We start from the raw sequence: 17,360 nt of genomic DNA, 5'->3' as shown, positions 1-17,360 counted from the left end.
GCACGGAAAATCTTTAATTAATGCTTGGGCTTCTGTGCTGTCGTGGGCCTCGCCACCCGTTATCCTGCGAGCTTGCCCCCTACTGCCAAGCCACCTTCGTCCAAACGTCAACACTTGCTAATTATCCCTTGCCCAGCCAGTATCAAACCTCCATGCGTAGTGCAGGATAATAGGCAATGAGTTTGCTGACCCCGTTTGGGCCCCTTCAGGATATTCCGCTTGATAACATCGAGCAGTTAAAGGAAATTCTCGTTCGTTCCGACAAGAGCCGGATGCTGGAAGGCCTGGTCATTGAATCAGTGTTTAACGAGTATCTCAGCAAGCTTACCGGGCAAGGGATCGACGTATTGCCGATCTCGCTGGTTCGCACACTGACGGTGAAAGCCCAGCGCCATTCGACGCGGAAAACGTTTGTGAATGCCTGGTGGGTATGGGACCACTCCGAAGAGTGTACGTCAGCGGCGGCGCTGTGCAGGTTGCTTTCGCCCAAAGGAAGTCATGAGGGGTTTCTGTTTGACTGCTATTACGGCGAGTCAGCCAGAGACTTCTTTATCAAGGAGTGGAACGGCGAAACGCATATTCCCATTCAGTCCTTTATGCTGAAGAACCGGCGACAGACAGTGCCTCAATTCAGGATTCCTGCGGCGTCGGTCATTGATGAACACCGCTCCCAACAAGCATTCTGGGCGGGAATTTCCAGCCAATATAGCGATGATCTCTTTAAGCGGGTCGTGCTCCATCGCTTGTTCAAAAACTGTGCAATACAACCTTTTTTCGATGGCGTGTGGGATATAGACAGCCTTGCACGGCTGCCGGATAACACTTTCATGCAGCTGGAAGTTAAGCACAAGTTCCCGCGTGTTACTGGCCCTGATGAGAATCTCTCTTTTGGGATTAATAACGGCCAGCTAATGGTCATGCTGGCGCTGGCCCAAAGAGGTATCAAGACGCTGCACATGATCATGGTGAAGCCGATCTGGAACAAAAACCTGGGCACGGGCTACCTACTCAACCGAATCGGGGATCGCAAGAACGTCGTGCTACTGGCGAAATTATTGGATGAAACGACCTTGCGCGAGATAATGAAAAGACGCTCATCGGCAACGGGGGCGGAACAATCCTTCACCGGAAAAGATGAGCAAAAAGCACGCTACGTTACCCCTTCCGAGTTTCAGTTTCTGGGAACATTGGATGATCCTGTCGAAGCAATTGCCAAAAACATCCATCTTGCTGCCACTGGCCATTTGGATCGCCCGGCCAGTGATCAGATGTTAAAGAACAGCCGTATTCAGCAGTAAGGCCTCGCCAATACCGAACGATGGGTCTACAATCGTGGCAGATCGTCACACATTTGACCCAGAGAACTTCATGACCCTCCTTTTCGATATTGATAACGCTGCTGATTCAGACGCGGCTCCTCAACCAGCAGGTACTTCTCTATCGCCCTATGAGAGGCTTGATGACAGAGCTCTTTTGAACAAGCTGTTGGAAATTTACGATCAAAGAGCCATCGCAGAAGCACTTGCCGAGGCTGATAAGGGGAGCTGGTGCCGAGAAACCATCAATCGCTGGGCCAAAGGAAAGGCTGAACCCAAGGTTACCCGTGCCGCCTACCAGCGCATGGTGTCCATGCTGCCAACGCCTAAACCCAATGATATCAAGCCGTCTTTTCGATTCATTGACCTGTTCGCCGGTATTGGGGGAATAAGAAAAGGGTTTGAAGCCATTGGTGGCGAATGTGTGTTTACGTCTGAGTGGAACAAGTACGCCGTACGCACCTATAAAGCGAATCATTTCTGCGATCCGCTTACGCATCGATTCAACGAAGATATCCGCGAAGTCACGCTGAGCGCTAACCTCGAGATTGACGAAGATACCGCCTATAAACACATTGATCAGCAGATTCCTGATCATGACGTGTTACTCGCAGGTTTTCCGTGCCAACCGTTTTCTCTGGCAGGGGTTTCAAAGAAGAACTCTCTTGGCCGAAAACACGGGTTTGAGTGCGATGCCCAGGGAACACTGTTTTTTGACGTTGCGCGGATTCTGGCCGCCAAGCGGCCGGCGGCTTTCCTGCTTGAAAACGTCAAAAACCTCAAGAGCCACGACAAGGGTAAAACCTTCCGAGTGATCTGTGAGACGCTGGATGAGCTGGGTTATGAAGTGGCGGATGTTAACGCTCCCAAAGGCCAGGACCCCAAGGTTATCGATGCCAAACACTTCCTTCCTCAGCATCGTGAGCGGATTGTGCTTGTGGGCTTTCGTCGAGACCTTGGTGTTCATGATGGCTTCACTCTAAAAGACATCGTCAACATGTATCCGAAGGAGCGCCCCTCTTTTGGCGAACTCCTGGATAAGGACGTCGATGACAAGTACATCCTGACGCCTAAACTGTGGGAGTACCTTTACAAGTACGCGCAGAAGCACCGTGAAAAGGGTAACGGATTCGGCTTTGGCTTGACCCGCTTCCACGACGTGGCCCGCACCTTGTCAGCCCGTTATCACAAGGACGGCTCGGAGATTTTGGTAGATCGGGGTTTTGATGACGCACTGGATTTCTATAGTGAACACAACCACACGCATCGGCCAAGAAGGCTGACGCCCCAAGAGTGCGCACGATTAATGGGCTTTGATAAGCTGGGTGAAAGCAACTTTGTCATCCCGGTATCCGATACCCAGGCCTACCGGCAGTTTGGTAACTCGGTGGTTGTTCCAGTGTTTGAGTCAGTGGCAAAGCTAATGAAATCTCGAATTCTTGCTGCCCGAAAAATTGAGTCTATCAAGGCCAAAGAAGACCAAAAACAGATCGAGATTCCCCTTGCGCAGTAACGGGGTTGCCAGAGTTTTGAACACCAGGATATCAGGGGCCATAGACGTATGGAAAAGCTGTCCACTCACTTTACAGGCGTTGGTGTAAAGTTGCTGAGTGAGGTTGAGGTTAACCCCAGAAAGTCCAACCAGCATGAGCTTCAAGGTGTCCAGAAGCTCCGGCAAATTCTCGGAAGTGAGCGGCGCTGGATTGATAGCACATGTCTCTATATGGGTGATGATGACGCCGACAGGCTCTCTCAGAATGGGACGTTAACCTGGTACGATGCACGCGAGAAGGACCCGGCGCGTAGTGCAGAGTTTCGTTTGTACTATAGAAGCAGCAATGAGCCCCTGAAGTCTGCGGCGGCGGGCGACACCCTGATTTATGCTCACCGGCCTGATGGGTCTCTGCTGCTGGTTATCGTTCCCCAGGAAAGTGAGCTTCGAACAGAGCTTTTGTGGCTGTTCGGTGTGCATGAAGAGCCTGGTACGACGCTTGAAATCATCGATCCAACCCGCGTCGAGGTTCCGGTTTCACTGTTCAACTATATTGCTGAAGAAGCTGGGATAGCCGTCCTTAGAGCAGGTGCTGATGAGGATAGTTGGCTAGACCTACTGCTTGAAAGATTCGACCTGAAATTTCCCACCACTCGGCAACTATCGGGGCTGGCGCTTGAAACGCTACAGCATGATATTAATCCCATGTCCGCGCCAGACGATACGTTGATGGCATTGATCGAGCGCGAAGAAATACTCTTTAAGCAGTTGGAGCGGCACGTTGTCAGTGAACATCTGGTAGAGCATGCCAACGGGTGGTCCAAAGATGTAGACGCGTTTATCAGCTTCTCTCTCAGTGTTCAGAACCGAAGAAAATCCAGAGCCGGGCACGCCCTGGAGAACCACTTGGAGTGGATATTTGGCAAGCACAGGTTACCGTTTGAGCGCGGTGCCAGAACCGAGAAGCGCTCAAAGCCGGACTTCCTGTTTCCCGATAGTGAGGCGTATCAACACCCTGATTTCCCTTCTTCAAGACTTCACATGCTGGGCGTCAAAACCACCTGCAAGGACCGCTGGCGGCAAGTTCTGAATGAAGCGAAGCGTATTCCTTTAAAGCACTTGCTTACCCTTCAACCCGGCATATCAGAACATCAGCTTACGGAAATGCGGGATGCTGGCGTTCAGCTGGTAATTCCATCGCCGCTGCAGCCGTTTTACGCTCAAGGCAGCGTCGAGACGCTATCCAGCTTCATCGAATTTATTCGCGGGCACCATCATGGCGGATATTGTTGATCGTTCCACCCGATCAAAAATGATGGCTTCTATCAAGGGCAAAAATACTGTCCCGGAGCGGTTTGTTCAGGCGGAGCTAGAGAAACGACATATTTCTTTTGACGCCCATGCGAAACACTTGCCCGGTAAACCAGACCTTGTGATTCCTGTTTATCAGGTCGCTCTTTTTGTGAACGGCTGCTTTTGGCACCGCCATGAGGGCTGCTTCTATGCGACAACGCCCGCCAGCCAAAAGGAGTTCTGGCAGAACAAGCTCGCCGAGACCGTACGCAGAGATGCGCGTAAACAGGCCGAACTAGAGGCTCAAGGATGGCGTGTCATCGTTGTCTGGGAGTGTGGCGTGAAACACTGCCCGCAGGAATTCGAGGTGGTGATAGATGCTATCGAGGGCGAAATCGCCCTTTCAGAGTGGCCCGAAAAGCCGCCACGTGTCAGGAGCTAAAAATGACTTTTCTCGACACTGGAGGGTTACGTCTACTTTCATCTTCCCCCCTTCCAAACAACGTTTTGAATTACTGACGCGTAAAAGACGCTGTTTGTAGTGGTCAACTAATTCCGGACACCGAAATGTGCCAAAAAGGGGTAGCACTTTCACGAAATTCTGCCTCAATGATGGGTAGCATGGCATTTTACTACCCACCTAGCGGTGGCTTAAGCTGGATCATGGTAGACAAGCGTCGACATCACTCAATATTCTGAATCTGCTCACGCATCTGCTCAATCAGCACTTTAAGCTCTACCGCACAGCGGGTGCTTTCGGCCACAATGGATTTAGATGACAGTGTATTGGCTTCGCGGTTTAGCTCCTGCATCAAAAAATCCAGACGGCGGCCTTTAGGACCGGCTTGAGTGAGCTGGCGGCTGACTTCTTCAACATGGGCCGTGAGACGGTCGAGCTCTTCGTCTACATCGGCTTTTTGGGCAACCAGTACCAGCTCAGCTTCCAGCCGCTGGGGGTCAAGTTCGGTTTTGGCCATTTCCAGACGCTCCAGCAGTTGGGCACGCTGGCGTTCTAATAGCTGGGGTAACAGGCTTTTGACGGTTGCGACCTGTTCGCTTACCGCGGTAAGGCGCGTGCTAATCATTTCGGCGAGTTTGTCGCCTTCACGGGCTCGGGCATCGATGAGTTCCTCCAGCGCTTGCTCAAACAACGTTTTGGCAGCGGCTTTGATGGCGCCCTGATCCAGGTGTTGGGTTTCCATCACGCCAGGCTGGTTTAAAAGCTCAAGTGTGGTGGGCGGTACGGCGCTGGGCACGTGCTGCTGGATAGCCGTAAGCGCATCAGAAATCGCGGCCAGGCGCGCGGTATTTACCGTAGGGGCCTGTACGGTTTCTGAGCTTTCAAAGCGTATGCTGCACTCTACTTTGCCTCGCGCCAAGCGGGTTCGCAGGGCTTCACGGAGTATCGGCTCGAGATCGCGCAGGCTTTCATGTAGCCGAAAATGCGGTTCCAGGTAACGCTGGTTCACCGAGCGAATTTCGACGTGCAGCGTGCCCCAGGAAGCAGCCTCCTCAACACGGGCAAAGGCGGTCATGCTGTGTACGCGACGTAAAGTGGCCATGGTGATTATCCTTTGAGAACGCGTTTTCCTCAGTCTACCCGATAAGGGCAGGCTTGAACGTTAAGACGTGTACAATGGAAGGCTTTTCCTAGTTATGCGCTTTTTGTGAAGTGCTTTTTGTGAGGTGCTATGCGTCCTGAAGTTGTTCGCCCCAGTGGTCGCGAGGCCAACCAGCTGCGTGAGATCCGCCTGACCCGTGACTATACCCGTCATGCGGAAGGCTCCGTACTGGTTGAGTTTGGCGATACCAAAGTGCTGTGTAATGCCAGCGTAGAAATGGGCGTACCGCGCTGGCTGCGCGGCAAAAACCAGGGCTGGATCACCGCGGAATACGGCATGCTGCCCCGTGCGACCCACTCACGCAGTGGGCGTGAGGCGACACGTGGCAAACAGGGTGGCCGCACGCTGGAAATTCAGCGCTTGATTGGTCGGAGCCTGCGGGCAGCGGTCGACCTGAAAAAGATGGGCGAATTCACGGTCACCGTGGACTGCGATGTCATTCAGGCAGACGGCGGCACGCGTACTGCATCAATTACGGGTGGCTGTGTCGCGCTGGTGGATGCCATTCGTTATCTGCAGCGTGAGAGGAAGATTAAAAGCGATCCTTTCAAACAGTTGGTCAGCGCGATTTCAGTGGGTATCTATAAAGGCATACCGGTGCTGGATCTTGACTACCCCGAGGACAGCAAGGCCGATACCGATTTGAACGTGGTGATGACCGAAAGCGGCGAGCTGATTGAAGTACAGGGCACGGCTGAGGCAGGCGCGTTTAACCGCACGGAGCTAAACGCCATGCTGGACCTGGCCGAAAAGGCGGGCTCTGAGCTACTTGAGCATCAGCGTGAGGCGCTGGGTATTCGCGGTTAGACCGTTTAATCACCAACGCAATGAGCCGACCATGGTCGGCTCATTGGTTAACGGCGACGCGGGAAAGATGCTTAAAGGGCGAGATCGTACTCGACAATTAGCGGGGCGTACTCGGAGAAAGTTGCCTCTTTATCAATCCATGCGTCGACCACGTGACGACGGAAGTTGGGGCCGACTAACTGATAGTCGATCCGCCACCCTTCTTGACGGCTACGTGGCACCTCTTGGTCAAGCTTCGGCCACCAGGTGTATTCGCCAGCATCGCGATTTATTTCGCGGAAGGTGTCGATAAACCCTGTTGGGCCAAGCACCTGATCCATCCAGGCGCGCTCTTCGGGGCGAAAACCAGAGGTGAGCTGGTTATCCGACCAATTGGCCAAATCGACCGTTTTATGGGCCACATTCCAGGTACCACAGATGATGTATTCGCGGCGTTTGCGCGACATCTTCGTCAGGTACTCCTGGTACTGCTCCATAAACGCCTGCTTGGCTTTCTGGTCGCTGCCATCGGGCATCAAAAAGGTGGCAATGCTGAAGCGGTCATAATCCGCCTGCAGAAAACGCCCTTCGTGATCGCACTGCGGAAAACCCAAGCCATACATGATCGCCTTGGGGATTTTGCGGCAGTAAAGCCCAACACCGGCGAATCCATCCTCTTCCGCATCCAGGAAATAGCCTTCATAGCCTTCCGGATAAAGAATATGGTCACCTAATTCAAAACTTTTTGCCTTGATGTTCTGCACGCAAACCACATCGGCGTCCTGCTGAGCCAGCCAGTCCAGGAAGCCACGGTCGACGGCATCACGTATACCATTAACATTGATGCTGGCAATTTTCATAAATCGTCCCTTTTGCGTCGCTGCTGTATGATACCCGACGTTTAGACGTTTGGGTAAATAGACCCTCTTATTCTTGCTATTTACCTGCGTTTTATTGTCGCCTTTGTGCTGACATAAATCATCCGCCTAATGAGGAACGCCGTGGTTACCACTCTACAACCCTACCAACGCGAATTCATCGCCTTTGCCATCGAGCAGGGCGTTCTTAAGTTTGGTGAATTTACGCTTAAATCTGGGCGAGTAAGTCCTTACTTTTTTAACGCTGGACTGTTCCAGACCGGCCGCGCACTAGCCAAGTTAGGCCGTTTTTATGCCCAGGCCATTGTCGACAGCAACTTGAAAGCCGATGTGCTGTTTGGCCCAGCGTACAAGGGCATTCCGCTGGCGGCAGTGACCGCTGCGGCACTGGCGGATCATCATGACCAGGACATGCCCTACGCGTTTAATCGTAAGGAGGCCAAAACCCACGGCGAAGGCGGCAACATTGTGGGTGCACCACTGGCGGGCGATATCCTGATCATTGATGATGTGATTACCGCCGGTACGGCCATCCGCGAAGTCATGAGCCTGATTGAGCAAAGCGGTTCCCGTGCAGGCGGCGTGATAATTGCCTTGGACCGCCAGGAGCGCGGCCAAGGCGAGCAGAGCGCCATTCAGGAAGTCCAGGCCGAGTATGGCATGCCGGTGGTGAGCATCGTCACGCTTGAGCAAGTACTTACTTACCTTGAAGAGCATACTGGTGACGAAATGCTCGCCTATGCAGAAGCCGTGCGCGCTTATCGTGACCGCTACGGTATTGCCGCCTAGCTAAGTAGCAAGTGCGCCAGCAAAACCTTGCTGGCGCCACGCTTCATAGCTCACAATAGCCACCGCGTTGGAAAGGTTTAGGCTGCGATTATTGGGCTGCATGGGAATGCGTAGCTTTTGGGCGTCTGGCAGCGCCTGATGCACCTCGGCAGAGAGACCAGCCGTTTCAGAGCCAAACAGCAGTATATCGCCAGCCGCAAAATCTGCCTCACTGTGGGGCCGTGTACCCTTGGTGGTAATTGCCCAAATTCGCCGCTCAGGCAGAGCTTTTTGGAACGCAGCAAAATCAGCATGACGCGTCACATTAGCCAGATCGCGGTAATCAAGCCCAGCACGGCGCAGCTTTTTTTCTTCAAGATCAAAGCCCAGCGGCTCGATTAAATGTAAACGACAGCCATTGTTGGCTACCAGGCGCATAATATTACCCGTATTGGGTGCCATACGCGGCTCAAACAGCGCTACTTCAAACATCACCACCTGCCTATCCATGTTGTGCGCGTAGAAACGCCTGATTGTAGATGAAAAACCGCCAAGGATAACGTGCCTAATGACGCCCTCGCCCCCGCAATCCATTCTTAGCCGCATTAAAGGTCTTAACCCGCGCCAACAGGAAGCCGTGCGCTACATTGATGGCCCCTGCCTGGTATTAGCGGGCGCGGGTTCCGGCAAAACCAGCGTTATCACCACCAAGATTGCGTATCTGGTTCAGGAGTGCGGAATGAGTGCGCGCCGGATTGCGGCGGTCACGTTCACCAACAAAGCCGCCCGAGAGATGAAAGAGCGCGTAGGGCAAATGTTGAAAGGCAAGGAGGGTCATGGCCTTACCGTCTCCACCTTTCACACTCTGGGGCTTAATATTATTCGTGGCGAGCTGAAGACGCTGGGTTACAAGCCGGGGTTTTCCCTGTTCGACCCGGAAGATGCCAAGGCGCTGCTGCGTGACCTGATGAACAAGGACGCCCAGGTCGACGCCGAGCAGATAAATGCCGTGCAGAGCAAAATATCCACCTGGAAAAACGACCTGGTGCTGCCCAGCGACGCGCTTTCATTTGCCGCCGATGACGATGAACACTTTGCCGCTCGGGTATATGAAGCCTATAACCGTCATCTAAAAGCCTACAACGCGGTGGATTTCGATGATCTGATTCTACTGCCCGTAGTGCTCTTGAAAAACGATGCCGAGGCACTGGCGCGGTGGCGGCGCAAGATTCACTACATGTTGGTGGATGAGTACCAGGACACCAACGTGTCCCAGTATTTGCTGGTGAAGCTTTTGATGGCCGAGCGCTCGACCTTTACCGTGGTGGGCGACGATGATCAGTCAATCTACGCTTGGCGCGGTGCACGTCCCGAGAACCTGATCACGCTGGGCGAGGACTTTCCGCGCCTAAAGGTGATCAAGCTGGAGCAGAACTACCGTTCGACCGGGACGATTCTGCGCGCGGCCAACACGCTGATTGCCAATAATCCGCACGTCTACGATAAAACCTTGTGGTCGGATATGGGCGACGGTGCACCGATTCGAGTGATCGTGAATCGCCATGAAGAGGCAGAGTCTGAGCGGGTGGCCAGCGAAATGCTGACTCGGCGTATCAAGGAAAAGGCTGAATGGCGCGACTTTGCCGTCCTTTATCGCGGCAACTTTCAGGCACGGCTTTTAGAACTCAAGCTTCAGCATTACCAAATTCCCTACAAACTGTCCGGCGGCACGTCGTTTTTCTCGCGTAATGAGATCAAGGACGCCATGGCCTACCTGCGCCTACTCATCAACCCTGCCGACGATAATGCCTTTTTGCGGATAGTAAACGTACCGCGCCGTGAGATTGGCCCAGGCACGCTTGAGAAACTGGCTAACTATGCCACCGAGCGGACGATTTCCCTGTTTGCAGCGTGTCATGAAATGGGCCTGGAGCAGACGCTGCCCACCCGCGCTGTCGAGCGGTTAAGCCGGTTCACCCACTTTATTGACGGTGTGCGCAAGCGCATGGATCAGGGCGATGCAATTGCCGCCATCCGCGACATGCTGCGGGATATGGATTACGAGGCGTGGCTTTATCAGAACGCCAGTGCGCCGACTATTGCTGAACGGCGCATGGCCAACGTGTGGATCTTGATCGACCAGTTGGAAAAGTCGCTTAACCGTGACCCGGAAGAGGATACCGCCTCAGAGGCGACCGAAACCGACAGTGTGGAGGCGGCGATTTCCCGGCTGGTGCTGCGCGATATCCTGGAACAGCAGGCCGAAGAGGATGACTCAGACCGCGTACAGCTGCTCACCATGCACGCATCAAAAGGGCTTGAGTTCCCGCATGTTTACCTACTGGGCCTTGAAGAGGATCTGCTACCGCACCGCAATGCCATTGAAATGGGCACCGTGGAAGAGGAGCGCCGCCTGGCCTACGTGGGTATTACCCGGGCGCGGCGTACGCTCACGCTCACGCTTGCCCGCCAGCGCAAAGCCTACGGTGAGCTGATGGATTGCCAGCCCAGCCGTTTTCTGGATGAACTGCCCGGGGAAGACCTGGAGTGGGAAGGTCGGGCGGATAAAGAGGACCCGGACAAGAAGCAGGCGCGCGGCAAGGATGCAATTGCCGGGCTGCGCTCTCTGTTGGGGTAACGACCAGACCAAACTATCCACAGGCGGATCACCGAAACCGCCTGTGGATAGGTTATTCGACCTCTTCGATCATGTAGTCGACCGCTGCCTTGATCTCATCATCGCTGAAATTAAACCGGCCGCCCTTGGGTGGCATCGCGCCAATCCCCTTAATGGCGTTGGCGTAAAGCGTGTCAGTGCCTTGAGCGAGCCGTGCGGCCCAGGCGGCGTTATCGCCCGTTGCCGGAGCGCCCGCAATGCCTGCCGCATGGCAGGCGCCACAGCCAGCCTTGGCGTACAGCGCTTCACCATCGTAATGGGCGGCGATATCTTCCGATTCAGGCTCCTCTGGCAAGGAAGCATCAGGTTCAGGCTGGGCCACCGCACGTTGGCATGTTTGTCCTTGCAGGCAAAGCTTACCAACTGGCGCAAGGCGCTCGGCAAGCGCTGCATCCTCGGCCTCTGCATCAGCAAGTGCGGCGCTCGATAGCACCCCTAACGCGACTATCCCGCCCAGCATACATTTGAAACTCACCCTGCCCCCTTGGCGTTTATCGCCATAATAGCGGCGTTTAATCCTGTATCAATAACCGTGTTCCAGGAAAAATTCCGGGAAGATAATATCTTTTTTTTCACAGATAGCCAGAGGGCGATAGGTGAGAGCCACCTATCGGGTGACGCAATAACAAAAGAGTCTAAACGGTGATTTAAAGGCCTACGTTTAGAAGATCAGCTTAAAGACGCCCGTAAGGGTAAGAAGGCCTACGGCAAAAATAAAGATAATAATCCACAGCAAAATTTTCATAACGTTTCCTCCATGAATAAAAGAAGCATTCCTCAATACCGCGCTAACAGTATAGAAGAGAAATTAAACAGCAGGCTTAATATTACCTTTTGGCCAGAGAAATTCTCGTGTTTCATCATGGGTTTGAAGCGATAAGCTAAGCATTTTTCCAGGCAAGCAGACGCTGCTCGGCATAACCGATGAACCCCGCCTGCTGATAAAGGCGCCAAGCGGGCGTATTGCGAGCATCGACGGTCAATATCATCTCGTTTGCCCCTTGGTTAATCGCCAGGTTAAAAGCCGCGGTTAACACGTTTCGACCGATGCCCTTGCTGCGCCATTGCGCCGTGACGCCCATTAATAAAAGCTCCCAGCAGTGAGCCGACCGCGGCGCTAACAGCAACACGCCCACCCGCTCATCGCCCAGGTTAACGCTATACCAATGGTTCGGTGCCGTAGGTGCCTGGTCGTAAAAACCGGCTAGCAGGGCTTCGCTGGAAAGTGATTCTCGCAGTGCTGGGCAGTCCAGCGAGCCTTGGCTAATGGAATCGATCAGGGCAGTTTGCGCGGCGGTGCTTAGCTCACTAAAAGGCGCTAGCCGAATTGGCGAATCCGTTGAAGGTACCGCCTCCGTGGCCGCCAGCGTAATGGACAAATAGTGTAGTTTGGCCAAGCGCACCATATTATGCGCAAGCAGCGTTGCCTCCCACGCATAGTGGCTGGGCGGCAATACCACGTGGCAAAGCGTTATTCCCTGCGTGGTTACCCAATCATGAGCAGCGCTTAGTAAGGCTTGGCTTGCTGGGTCATCCTGGCAAGGAAGCCATAGCTGTGCGGTGGCGTGAGCTAGCGGCTGCACCCACAGCGCGCCGCTAATACGGCCGCGCTGCTGATAGATCCATAGCCCTTCCCAGGCTGCCTGCGTGGCCGATTGCAAGGCGGTATGCAGCGTCGATTGTAAGGACGGCTCATGTACCGCCGCTAGATGCAGCAGGGCTTCCCGGCGCTGCGTTGAAGGGCAGATACTCACAAAAGCACTATCGACTATCGGTTTCATTAGTAATCATGGCGCCATTGCATTGCTTTCGTTGATGTTAATCCTGACTGACTCCCCCTAACGATGCTACCTTTTGTTACTTCTAACTGGGCCGTTGTTACAGGAGTAATTGACACCATGCGCATACTGCTGGTTGAGGACGACGCCAGCTTGTCTTCGGGCATTCGCCTGGCGCTCAAGCCGGAACACTATACGGTTGACCACCTGGATAATGGCAATAGCGCGCTTATGGCTCTTAAAGAGGCTGAGCCGTTTGATGCTGTCATTCTCGATTTGGGCTTGCCGGGTCTGGATGGCCTACACATTATCAAGGCGGTACGCCGCCAAGGCAGCCAAATTCCGATATTGGTACTCACCGCCCGTGACGGTATTAATGACCGCATAGCGGGGCTGGATGCTGGGGCCGATGATTACCTGGTCAAGCCCTTTGAAGTGGAAGAGCTCAAGGCCCGTTTGCGGGCACTGCTAAGGCGCAGCCAGGGGCAATTGGATAATCACCTGGAGTGTCGCGGCATCCGCCTGGAACCGCTTACCCTAAGCGTCAGCTATCAGGATAACGTCATTACCCTTTCACGACGCGAATTTACCCTGTTACAGGAATTTATGGGCCACCCGGGCCGGGTCTTTACCCGCGATACACTTACCAGCCTGATTTATGGCTGGGATGAGGATGTAGAAAGCAACGCCATTGAAGTCCATATTCACCATTTACGGCGCAAGCTGTTTCCTGAGGTGATTCGCACCGTACGCGGAATTGGCTATGTGATGGATAAGGCGCCGCCGGGAGGCGAGCAGTGAACTCTATCCGTCGGCGAACGTTAGGGCTCACACTGCTGCTGTTTCTGCTCAGTATTATGGTCATTAGCGTGGTTAGCTACCGTTATGCCACGCACGAAATTCAGCAGTTGCACGATGCAAGCCTTGCCCGACACGCGCATCTTTTGGGTGAACTCATGCAAGCGCCTATTCCGCCCGCGTATCAGCAGGCACTTCTGCAAAGCGTAGAAAATACGCTGCAAACCAAGCAGCGCAATCCTGAAGCGCTTGTCTTTCAACTTTGGGAAGGCGATGAACTACTGCTGCGCTCAACCGATGCACCATTAGCGCCGCTTGCCGCATCGCAAAGTGGCTACACCCGGCAACAATACCAGGGGCAAACGTGGCAAACCTATACGCTTTCGCTTGCAGAGGGGCGCAGGGTCATCGTGGGTGAGCGTGACGACATCCGCTTACGTTTGATCAGGCGGGTAGCGCTGCGTACGCTGCTGCCCGAATTTATTGGGTTAATCGTATTAACGTCTTTATTGTGGTGGAGCATCGGCTGGGGGCTTTCACCTCTGTCGAGAATGGCAGAACAAATCCGCAACCGAGACCCACATAACCTTCAACCCCTTAAGCTTTCGCCTCTGCCGTATGAGCTGGCGACTATTTCCGGTGCACTCAATCGCCTGTTGATGCGCATCCAGCGTTTACGCGAGCGCGAAAAACGTTTTATCGCCGATGCCGCCCATGAGCTGCGTACGCCGCTTGCCGTACTCGACCTTCATGCCCAAAACGCCCTGACCGCAGAAAGCCCACAGGACCGTGAGGAGTCGCTTCATTATTTGCGCCAAGGCGTTGCCCGTTCGACGCATTTGGTCAGCCAACTGTTAACGCTGGCAAGGCTTGACCCGGATGAAACAAGCCTGCCATTACGCCCTGTTGATGCGCTGTTTGAGGTGCGTGACGCGCTGGCCAAACTACTTCCCCTCGCCCAGCAACAACAGCAAATGCTGCAGCTAGAGGCTGATGAACAAGACCAGTGGGCGTTAAACGAAGTCCCTGGCACCTTGGGAACACTCGTGCAAAACCTGGTGGGCAACGCCATTCAGCACTCTCCCCCTCAAGGAACTATCCACGTGCAGCTTAAGGCGGAATTGAACACCATTATTTTAGTGGTGGATGACCAAGGCCCGGGGATTCCTTTATCAGCCCGCAAGGCTGTTACAGAGCGCTTTCACCGCGCAGGCCCCGGCGCTGGGTCAGGATTGGGGTTATCCATTGTGGAACGGATAGTGGCGCAGCATGCGGGCAGCCTGGTATTTGATGATGCGCCAGGGGGCGGTTTGCGCGTACAGGTCACGCTTAATCGCCACAGCGGCCAAGGTTAGTTTTCAAGCCTTAAGGTTCCGATAAGAATTAACTGTGACTCTGAGGGTACCAGGCTGATTGGCAGTAAGCAGTTGGCCAAATAAAAATGGAGGTTCCCTGATGAATCAAGTGGCTTTTGCACCAAAAACGTTAATTAAATTCAGCGCCGCTCCACGCCTTAAGTCGCCGAGTGCCAAGCGGTTAACGACTGAAAGTTCAGCGCTGGATGTACTTACCGACTTTCAAACGCTGAAACCTCATTCAGTCGCCGCCGACACGCCTGTTGACGAGGCGCATCTCAAAATGCGTTATAGCGGTGTGCGGCTTCTGTTTGTAACCGACAAAAATGAGCACTGCATCGGTATTCTTACCGCCAAAGAGCTGATCGGCACACGCCGTATTAATCTGGCCATGCAGCAGCGTAATCTTGACCGCGACGAAATAACCGCGGATATGATCATGACATCCTGGGACAAACTAAGTGCGATGACGCTGGAACAGCTCTCGGCGCTGACGATTGAAGACCTTGTCTTGGTCATGGAAGACGTGACTGAACAGCACCTGTTAATCACTCAGTACGACGATCATAACGCACTGACCATTCGTGGCTTAATATCAGCCACCGATATTCAAAACACCGTGGGTAAGCAAGTCAGTACGGTGGTTCCCGTAGCGAGCAGCTTTGCCGATATTTGCCAAGTGATTACCGGCCACGACCTGTAAGTTGAAAAGTATCCGTTAGCTGTTGTTAAACGTATTTATCATCTAAAACGCCCCTTACCAAAAACGGTAAGGGGCGTTTTTTAGTGTTCTATCAATACCGTGTTAATCCCTAAAGATTAACACCCAACCGCTAGAACATGGAGGCGTTGATAAATAAGTGTGTCGCTACACTAGCGGCATAACCCAGAAAAATAGCCGGCACCCAGCGCAAGTGAACCATAAAGGTATAAATACCCCGTGCCTGGCCCATCAAGGCAACGCCAGCCGCTGACCCCATGGCGAGCAGGCTTCCCCCAACACCGGCGGTAAGCGTAATCAGTAGCCAGTTGCCTTCAGACATATCGGGCGCCATGGAAAGCACGGCAAACATTACCGGAATGTTATCCACCACGGCTGAAATCAGCCCCAACACAACGTTAGCCCAGATGGGATTCCAACTGCCGTAGAGCGTTTCAGACAGCAGGCTTAAATACCCCATAAAGCCAAGCCCGCCCACACACAGTACGACGCCGTAGAAGAACAGCAACGTATCCCACTCAGAACGCGCGATACGGCTAAAGATATCAAACGGCACCACACTGCCTAACTGCTCCAGTTTCTTCCAGTCGCCCCGGCGTGAATAACGTACCCGCTTACGCTCTAACGAGCGCGGCAGGCTGCGCCGCAGGTAGTATCCAAAAAACTGCAGTAGTCCTAAACCAAACATCATGCCCATTGCAGGCGGCAGGTGTAGAACCGAGTGGCAGAGTACGGAGATGGCAACGGTCAGCAAAAACAGCGCAATGATCCGGCGTGCGCCCCGCTTGAGCCAGACGCTTTCAGTAAGTGCTGCCGGTTGGCGGTTAACAATAAAGAAGTTCATGATGACCGCAGGCACCATAAAGTTAACGATAGCGGGTAATAACAGTACAAAGAAACCGCTAAACGGCACTTGTCCTGCCTGCCAAACCATCAACGTCGTGATATCCCCAAACGGGCTAAATGCGCCGCCAGCATTGGAGGCCACCACCACGTTAACGCAGCACAGGCTAATAAACTTGTTATCACCTTCAGCCACTTTCAGGATTACCGCGCACATCAGCATAGCCGTGGTCATGTTGTTGGCTATCGCAGAAATACCAAATGCGAGAAAACCGGTAATCCAAAAAAGGCTGCGGTAGCTAAACCCTTTGCGCACCAACCAGGCACGCAATGCGTCAAATATACGTCGCTCTTCCATGGCGTTGATATAGGTCATCGCCACCAGCAAAAACAGCAGTAGTTCGGTGTATTCGAGCAACGTTTCCCGAAAGGCGATTTCTGCCTCTTCAGGCATACCGGCCTGCACATACACCCATGCCACGATGGCCCAAATAAGCCCCGCCGCTACCAGAACTGGCTTGGATTTACGCATGTGGAGAAGCTCTTCAGACATTACCAGCGCATAGGCAAGTACAAAGATGCCAACACACGTAATACCGGCAAGAGAGAGCGTTAAATTCAGTGGACCTGCATCGGCATAAGAGAGAGAAGGAAAGACAACAGCACAGAGAGCAATCAACAACCAAGCGACCCGGCGAGCTGAGAGCCGAGGTGCAAGGACGTTTTGTGGTTTCATGACAGCGTGATCCTGACAGGTGTGGGGAGAGAGCGTGCCACCATGATAAGCACGCTAATAAACTGCTGCAACGCAGCGCTGACTCGCAAGATGCGCCTAATTGTCGCACCTTATAACGCTGTTTTATAGGGCTTAGCCGCAGAAACTGAGTGCAACACCAGAGCTTTCCGCTAAGGTGTTTCTATATGTCATACATCGAACTCAGCATCTATAACAACACCGGTGTTACTTAAGACAAGATGCTAGGTTTTGTACGAAAAGTGATATCTGCTAAGTTTTCCCATGCAATAGCTGCAT

At 53.5% G+C, this 17,360-nt stretch carries 16 protein-coding genes and 1 pseudogene; 11 read left to right on the top strand and 6 right to left on the bottom strand.

Going from position 1 to position 17,360, the window contains the following annotated elements:
• The first annotated feature begins 176 nt into the window (after positions 1 to 176).
• Genes CZ787_RS13955 through CZ787_RS13940 form a run of 4 tightly spaced genes read left to right on the top strand, consistent with a single transcriptional unit; the run spans position 177 to position 4,543 of the window.
• Positions 177 to 1,298 (top strand): hypothetical protein, encoded by a 1,122-nt coding sequence (locus CZ787_RS13955; RefSeq protein ID WP_087110247.1) that lies wholly within the window; start codon positions 177 to 179, stop codon positions 1,296 to 1,298.
• A gap of 34 nt (positions 1,299 to 1,332) precedes the next feature.
• On the top strand, positions 1,333 to 2,829 hold the full coding sequence (gene dcm / locus CZ787_RS13950) for a DNA (cytosine-5-)-methyltransferase (protein ID WP_254908627.1): 1,497 nt from the start codon (positions 1,333 to 1,335) through the stop codon (positions 2,827 to 2,829).
• Positions 2,830 to 2,877: 48 nt separating this feature from the next.
• Positions 2,878 to 4,101, top strand: coding sequence for a type II restriction endonuclease (locus CZ787_RS13945; protein ID WP_087110243.1), 1,224 nt, complete (start codon positions 2,878 to 2,880; stop codon positions 4,099 to 4,101).
• Positions 4,085 to 4,543, top strand: coding sequence for a very short patch repair endonuclease (locus CZ787_RS13940; protein ID WP_087110241.1), 459 nt, complete (start codon positions 4,085 to 4,087; stop codon positions 4,541 to 4,543). The genes CZ787_RS13945 and CZ787_RS13940 overlap by 17 nt, the downstream gene beginning before the upstream one ends.
• A 241-nt stretch (positions 4,544 to 4,784) precedes the next feature.
• Here the strand turns inward: CZ787_RS13940 and CZ787_RS13935 are convergent, their stop codons facing one another.
• The gene (locus tag CZ787_RS13935) at positions 4,785 to 5,663 is read right to left on the bottom strand and encodes a YicC/YloC family endoribonuclease (RefSeq protein ID WP_087110239.1); all 879 of its coding nucleotides are present in this window, start codon (positions 5,661 to 5,663) and stop codon (positions 4,785 to 4,787) included.
• Between the two features lie 129 nt (positions 5,664 to 5,792).
• Between CZ787_RS13935 and rph the strand changes: the two genes are divergently transcribed.
• On the top strand, positions 5,793 to 6,530 hold the full coding sequence (gene rph, locus CZ787_RS13930; RefSeq protein WP_087110237.1) for a ribonuclease PH: 738 nt from the start codon (positions 5,793 to 5,795) through the stop codon (positions 6,528 to 6,530).
• 71 nt (positions 6,531 to 6,601) lie between these two features.
• On the opposite strand, the gene CZ787_RS13925 is transcribed toward rph, so the two are convergent.
• Positions 6,602 to 7,369: an exodeoxyribonuclease III gene (locus tag CZ787_RS13925; protein ID WP_087110235.1), complete on the bottom strand. Its 768-nt coding sequence runs from the start codon at positions 7,367 to 7,369 to the stop codon at positions 6,602 to 6,604.
• A 141-nt stretch (positions 7,370 to 7,510) separates the two neighbouring features.
• On the opposite strand from CZ787_RS13925, the gene pyrE reads away from it, so the two are divergent.
• Positions 7,511 to 8,176, top strand: coding sequence for an orotate phosphoribosyltransferase (gene pyrE, locus CZ787_RS13920; RefSeq protein WP_087110233.1), 666 nt, complete (start codon positions 7,511 to 7,513; stop codon positions 8,174 to 8,176).
• Here pyrE and CZ787_RS13915 read toward each other — a convergent pair whose 3' ends face one another.
• Positions 8,177 to 8,647 (bottom strand): tRNA (cytidine(34)-2'-O)-methyltransferase, encoded by a 471-nt coding sequence (locus CZ787_RS13915; protein WP_087110231.1) that lies wholly within the window; start codon positions 8,645 to 8,647, stop codon positions 8,177 to 8,179.
• Between the two features lie 76 nt (positions 8,648 to 8,723).
• Here CZ787_RS13915 and rep point away from each other — a divergent pair, with 76 nt between their 5' ends.
• A complete protein-coding gene (gene rep / locus CZ787_RS13910) occupies positions 8,724 to 10,793 on the top strand; it encodes a DNA helicase Rep (protein WP_087110229.1) in 2,070 nt (689 codons plus the stop codon).
• A 52-nt stretch (positions 10,794 to 10,845) separates the two neighbouring features.
• Here the strand turns inward: rep and CZ787_RS13905 are convergent, their stop codons facing one another.
• Both CZ787_RS13905 and CZ787_RS13895 read right to left on the bottom strand, forming a co-directional pair.
• Positions 10,846 to 11,307, bottom strand: a complete 462-nt coding sequence (locus tag CZ787_RS13905; protein ID WP_087110227.1) for a c-type cytochrome — start codon at positions 11,305 to 11,307, stop codon at positions 10,846 to 10,848.
• 406 nt (positions 11,308 to 11,713) lie between these two features.
• Positions 11,714 to 12,613 (bottom strand): GNAT family N-acetyltransferase, encoded by a 900-nt coding sequence (locus CZ787_RS13895; protein ID WP_087110225.1) that lies wholly within the window; start codon positions 12,611 to 12,613, stop codon positions 11,714 to 11,716.
• Between the two features lie 117 nt (positions 12,614 to 12,730).
• On the opposite strand from CZ787_RS13895, the gene CZ787_RS13890 reads away from it, so the two are divergent.
• From CZ787_RS13890 to CZ787_RS13880, 4 genes and pseudogenes are all read left to right on the top strand, one after another.
• Positions 12,731 to 13,411 (top strand): response regulator transcription factor, encoded by a 681-nt coding sequence (locus CZ787_RS13890; RefSeq protein WP_087110223.1) that lies wholly within the window; start codon positions 12,731 to 12,733, stop codon positions 13,409 to 13,411.
• A 56-nt stretch (positions 13,412 to 13,467) separates the two neighbouring features.
• Positions 13,468 to 14,223, top strand: a pseudogene (locus CZ787_RS19280) (sensor histidine kinase N-terminal domain-containing protein); the annotation flags it as partial.
• A gap of 159 nt (positions 14,224 to 14,382) precedes the next feature.
• Positions 14,383 to 14,763 carry a sensor histidine kinase gene (locus tag CZ787_RS19275; RefSeq protein ID WP_419866539.1) on the top strand — a complete coding sequence of 127 codons (381 nt, stop codon included), beginning with the start codon at positions 14,383 to 14,385 and terminating at the stop codon, positions 14,761 to 14,763.
• A gap of 100 nt (positions 14,764 to 14,863) precedes the next feature.
• Positions 14,864 to 15,466, top strand: a complete 603-nt coding sequence (locus tag CZ787_RS13880; RefSeq protein ID WP_087110219.1) for a CBS domain-containing protein — start codon at positions 14,864 to 14,866, stop codon at positions 15,464 to 15,466.
• A gap of 130 nt (positions 15,467 to 15,596) precedes the next feature.
• Here CZ787_RS13880 and nhaD read toward each other — a convergent pair whose 3' ends face one another.
• On the bottom strand, positions 15,597 to 17,063 hold the full coding sequence (gene nhaD / locus CZ787_RS13875; RefSeq protein WP_087110217.1) for a sodium:proton antiporter NhaD: 1,467 nt from the start codon (positions 17,061 to 17,063) through the stop codon (positions 15,597 to 15,599).
• Positions 17,064 to 17,360: the final 297 nt, after the last annotated feature.

The sequence above is a fragment of the Halomonas citrativorans genome (genome assembly GCF_900163645.1).
In the GTDB taxonomy this organism is placed as follows: domain Bacteria; phylum Pseudomonadota; class Gammaproteobacteria; order Pseudomonadales; family Halomonadaceae; genus Vreelandella; species Vreelandella citrativorans.
Note: the sequence above shows the minus strand (reverse complement) of the source record. Positions and strands in the feature narration are given on the sequence as shown.

Excerpts from the sequence above, each read along its gene's own strand:
- CZ787_RS13935 (WP_087110239.1), bottom strand. The coding sequence starts at position 5,663 with ATGGCCACTTTACGTCGCGTACACAGCATGACCGCCTTTGCCCGTGTT.
- CZ787_RS13880 (WP_087110219.1), top strand. The coding sequence starts at position 14,864 with ATGAATCAAGTGGCTTTTGCACCAAAAACGTTAATTAAATTCAGCGCC.
- CZ787_RS13940 (WP_087110241.1), top strand. The coding sequence starts at position 4,085 with ATGGCGGATATTGTTGATCGTTCCACCCGATCAAAAATGATGGCTTCT.
- CZ787_RS13895 (WP_087110225.1), bottom strand. The coding sequence starts at position 12,613 with ATGAAACCGATAGTCGATAGTGCTTTTGTGAGTATCTGCCCTTCAACG.
- CZ787_RS13890 (WP_087110223.1), top strand. The coding sequence starts at position 12,731 with ATGCGCATACTGCTGGTTGAGGACGACGCCAGCTTGTCTTCGGGCATT.
- rph (WP_087110237.1), top strand. The coding sequence starts at position 5,793 with ATGCGTCCTGAAGTTGTTCGCCCCAGTGGTCGCGAGGCCAACCAGCTG.
- nhaD (WP_087110217.1), bottom strand. The coding sequence starts at position 17,063 with ATGAAACCACAAAACGTCCTTGCACCTCGGCTCTCAGCTCGCCGGGTC.
- CZ787_RS13955 (WP_087110247.1), top strand. The coding sequence starts at position 177 with ATGAGTTTGCTGACCCCGTTTGGGCCCCTTCAGGATATTCCGCTTGAT.
- CZ787_RS13915 (WP_087110231.1), bottom strand. The coding sequence starts at position 8,647 with ATGTTTGAAGTAGCGCTGTTTGAGCCGCGTATGGCACCCAATACGGGT.
- rep (WP_087110229.1), top strand. The coding sequence starts at position 8,724 with ATGACGCCCTCGCCCCCGCAATCCATTCTTAGCCGCATTAAAGGTCTT.
- CZ787_RS19275 (WP_419866539.1), top strand. The coding sequence starts at position 14,383 with ATGCTGCAGCTAGAGGCTGATGAACAAGACCAGTGGGCGTTAAACGAA.
- CZ787_RS13925 (WP_087110235.1), bottom strand. The coding sequence starts at position 7,369 with ATGAAAATTGCCAGCATCAATGTTAATGGTATACGTGATGCCGTCGAC.
- CZ787_RS13945 (WP_087110243.1), top strand. The coding sequence starts at position 2,878 with ATGGAAAAGCTGTCCACTCACTTTACAGGCGTTGGTGTAAAGTTGCTG.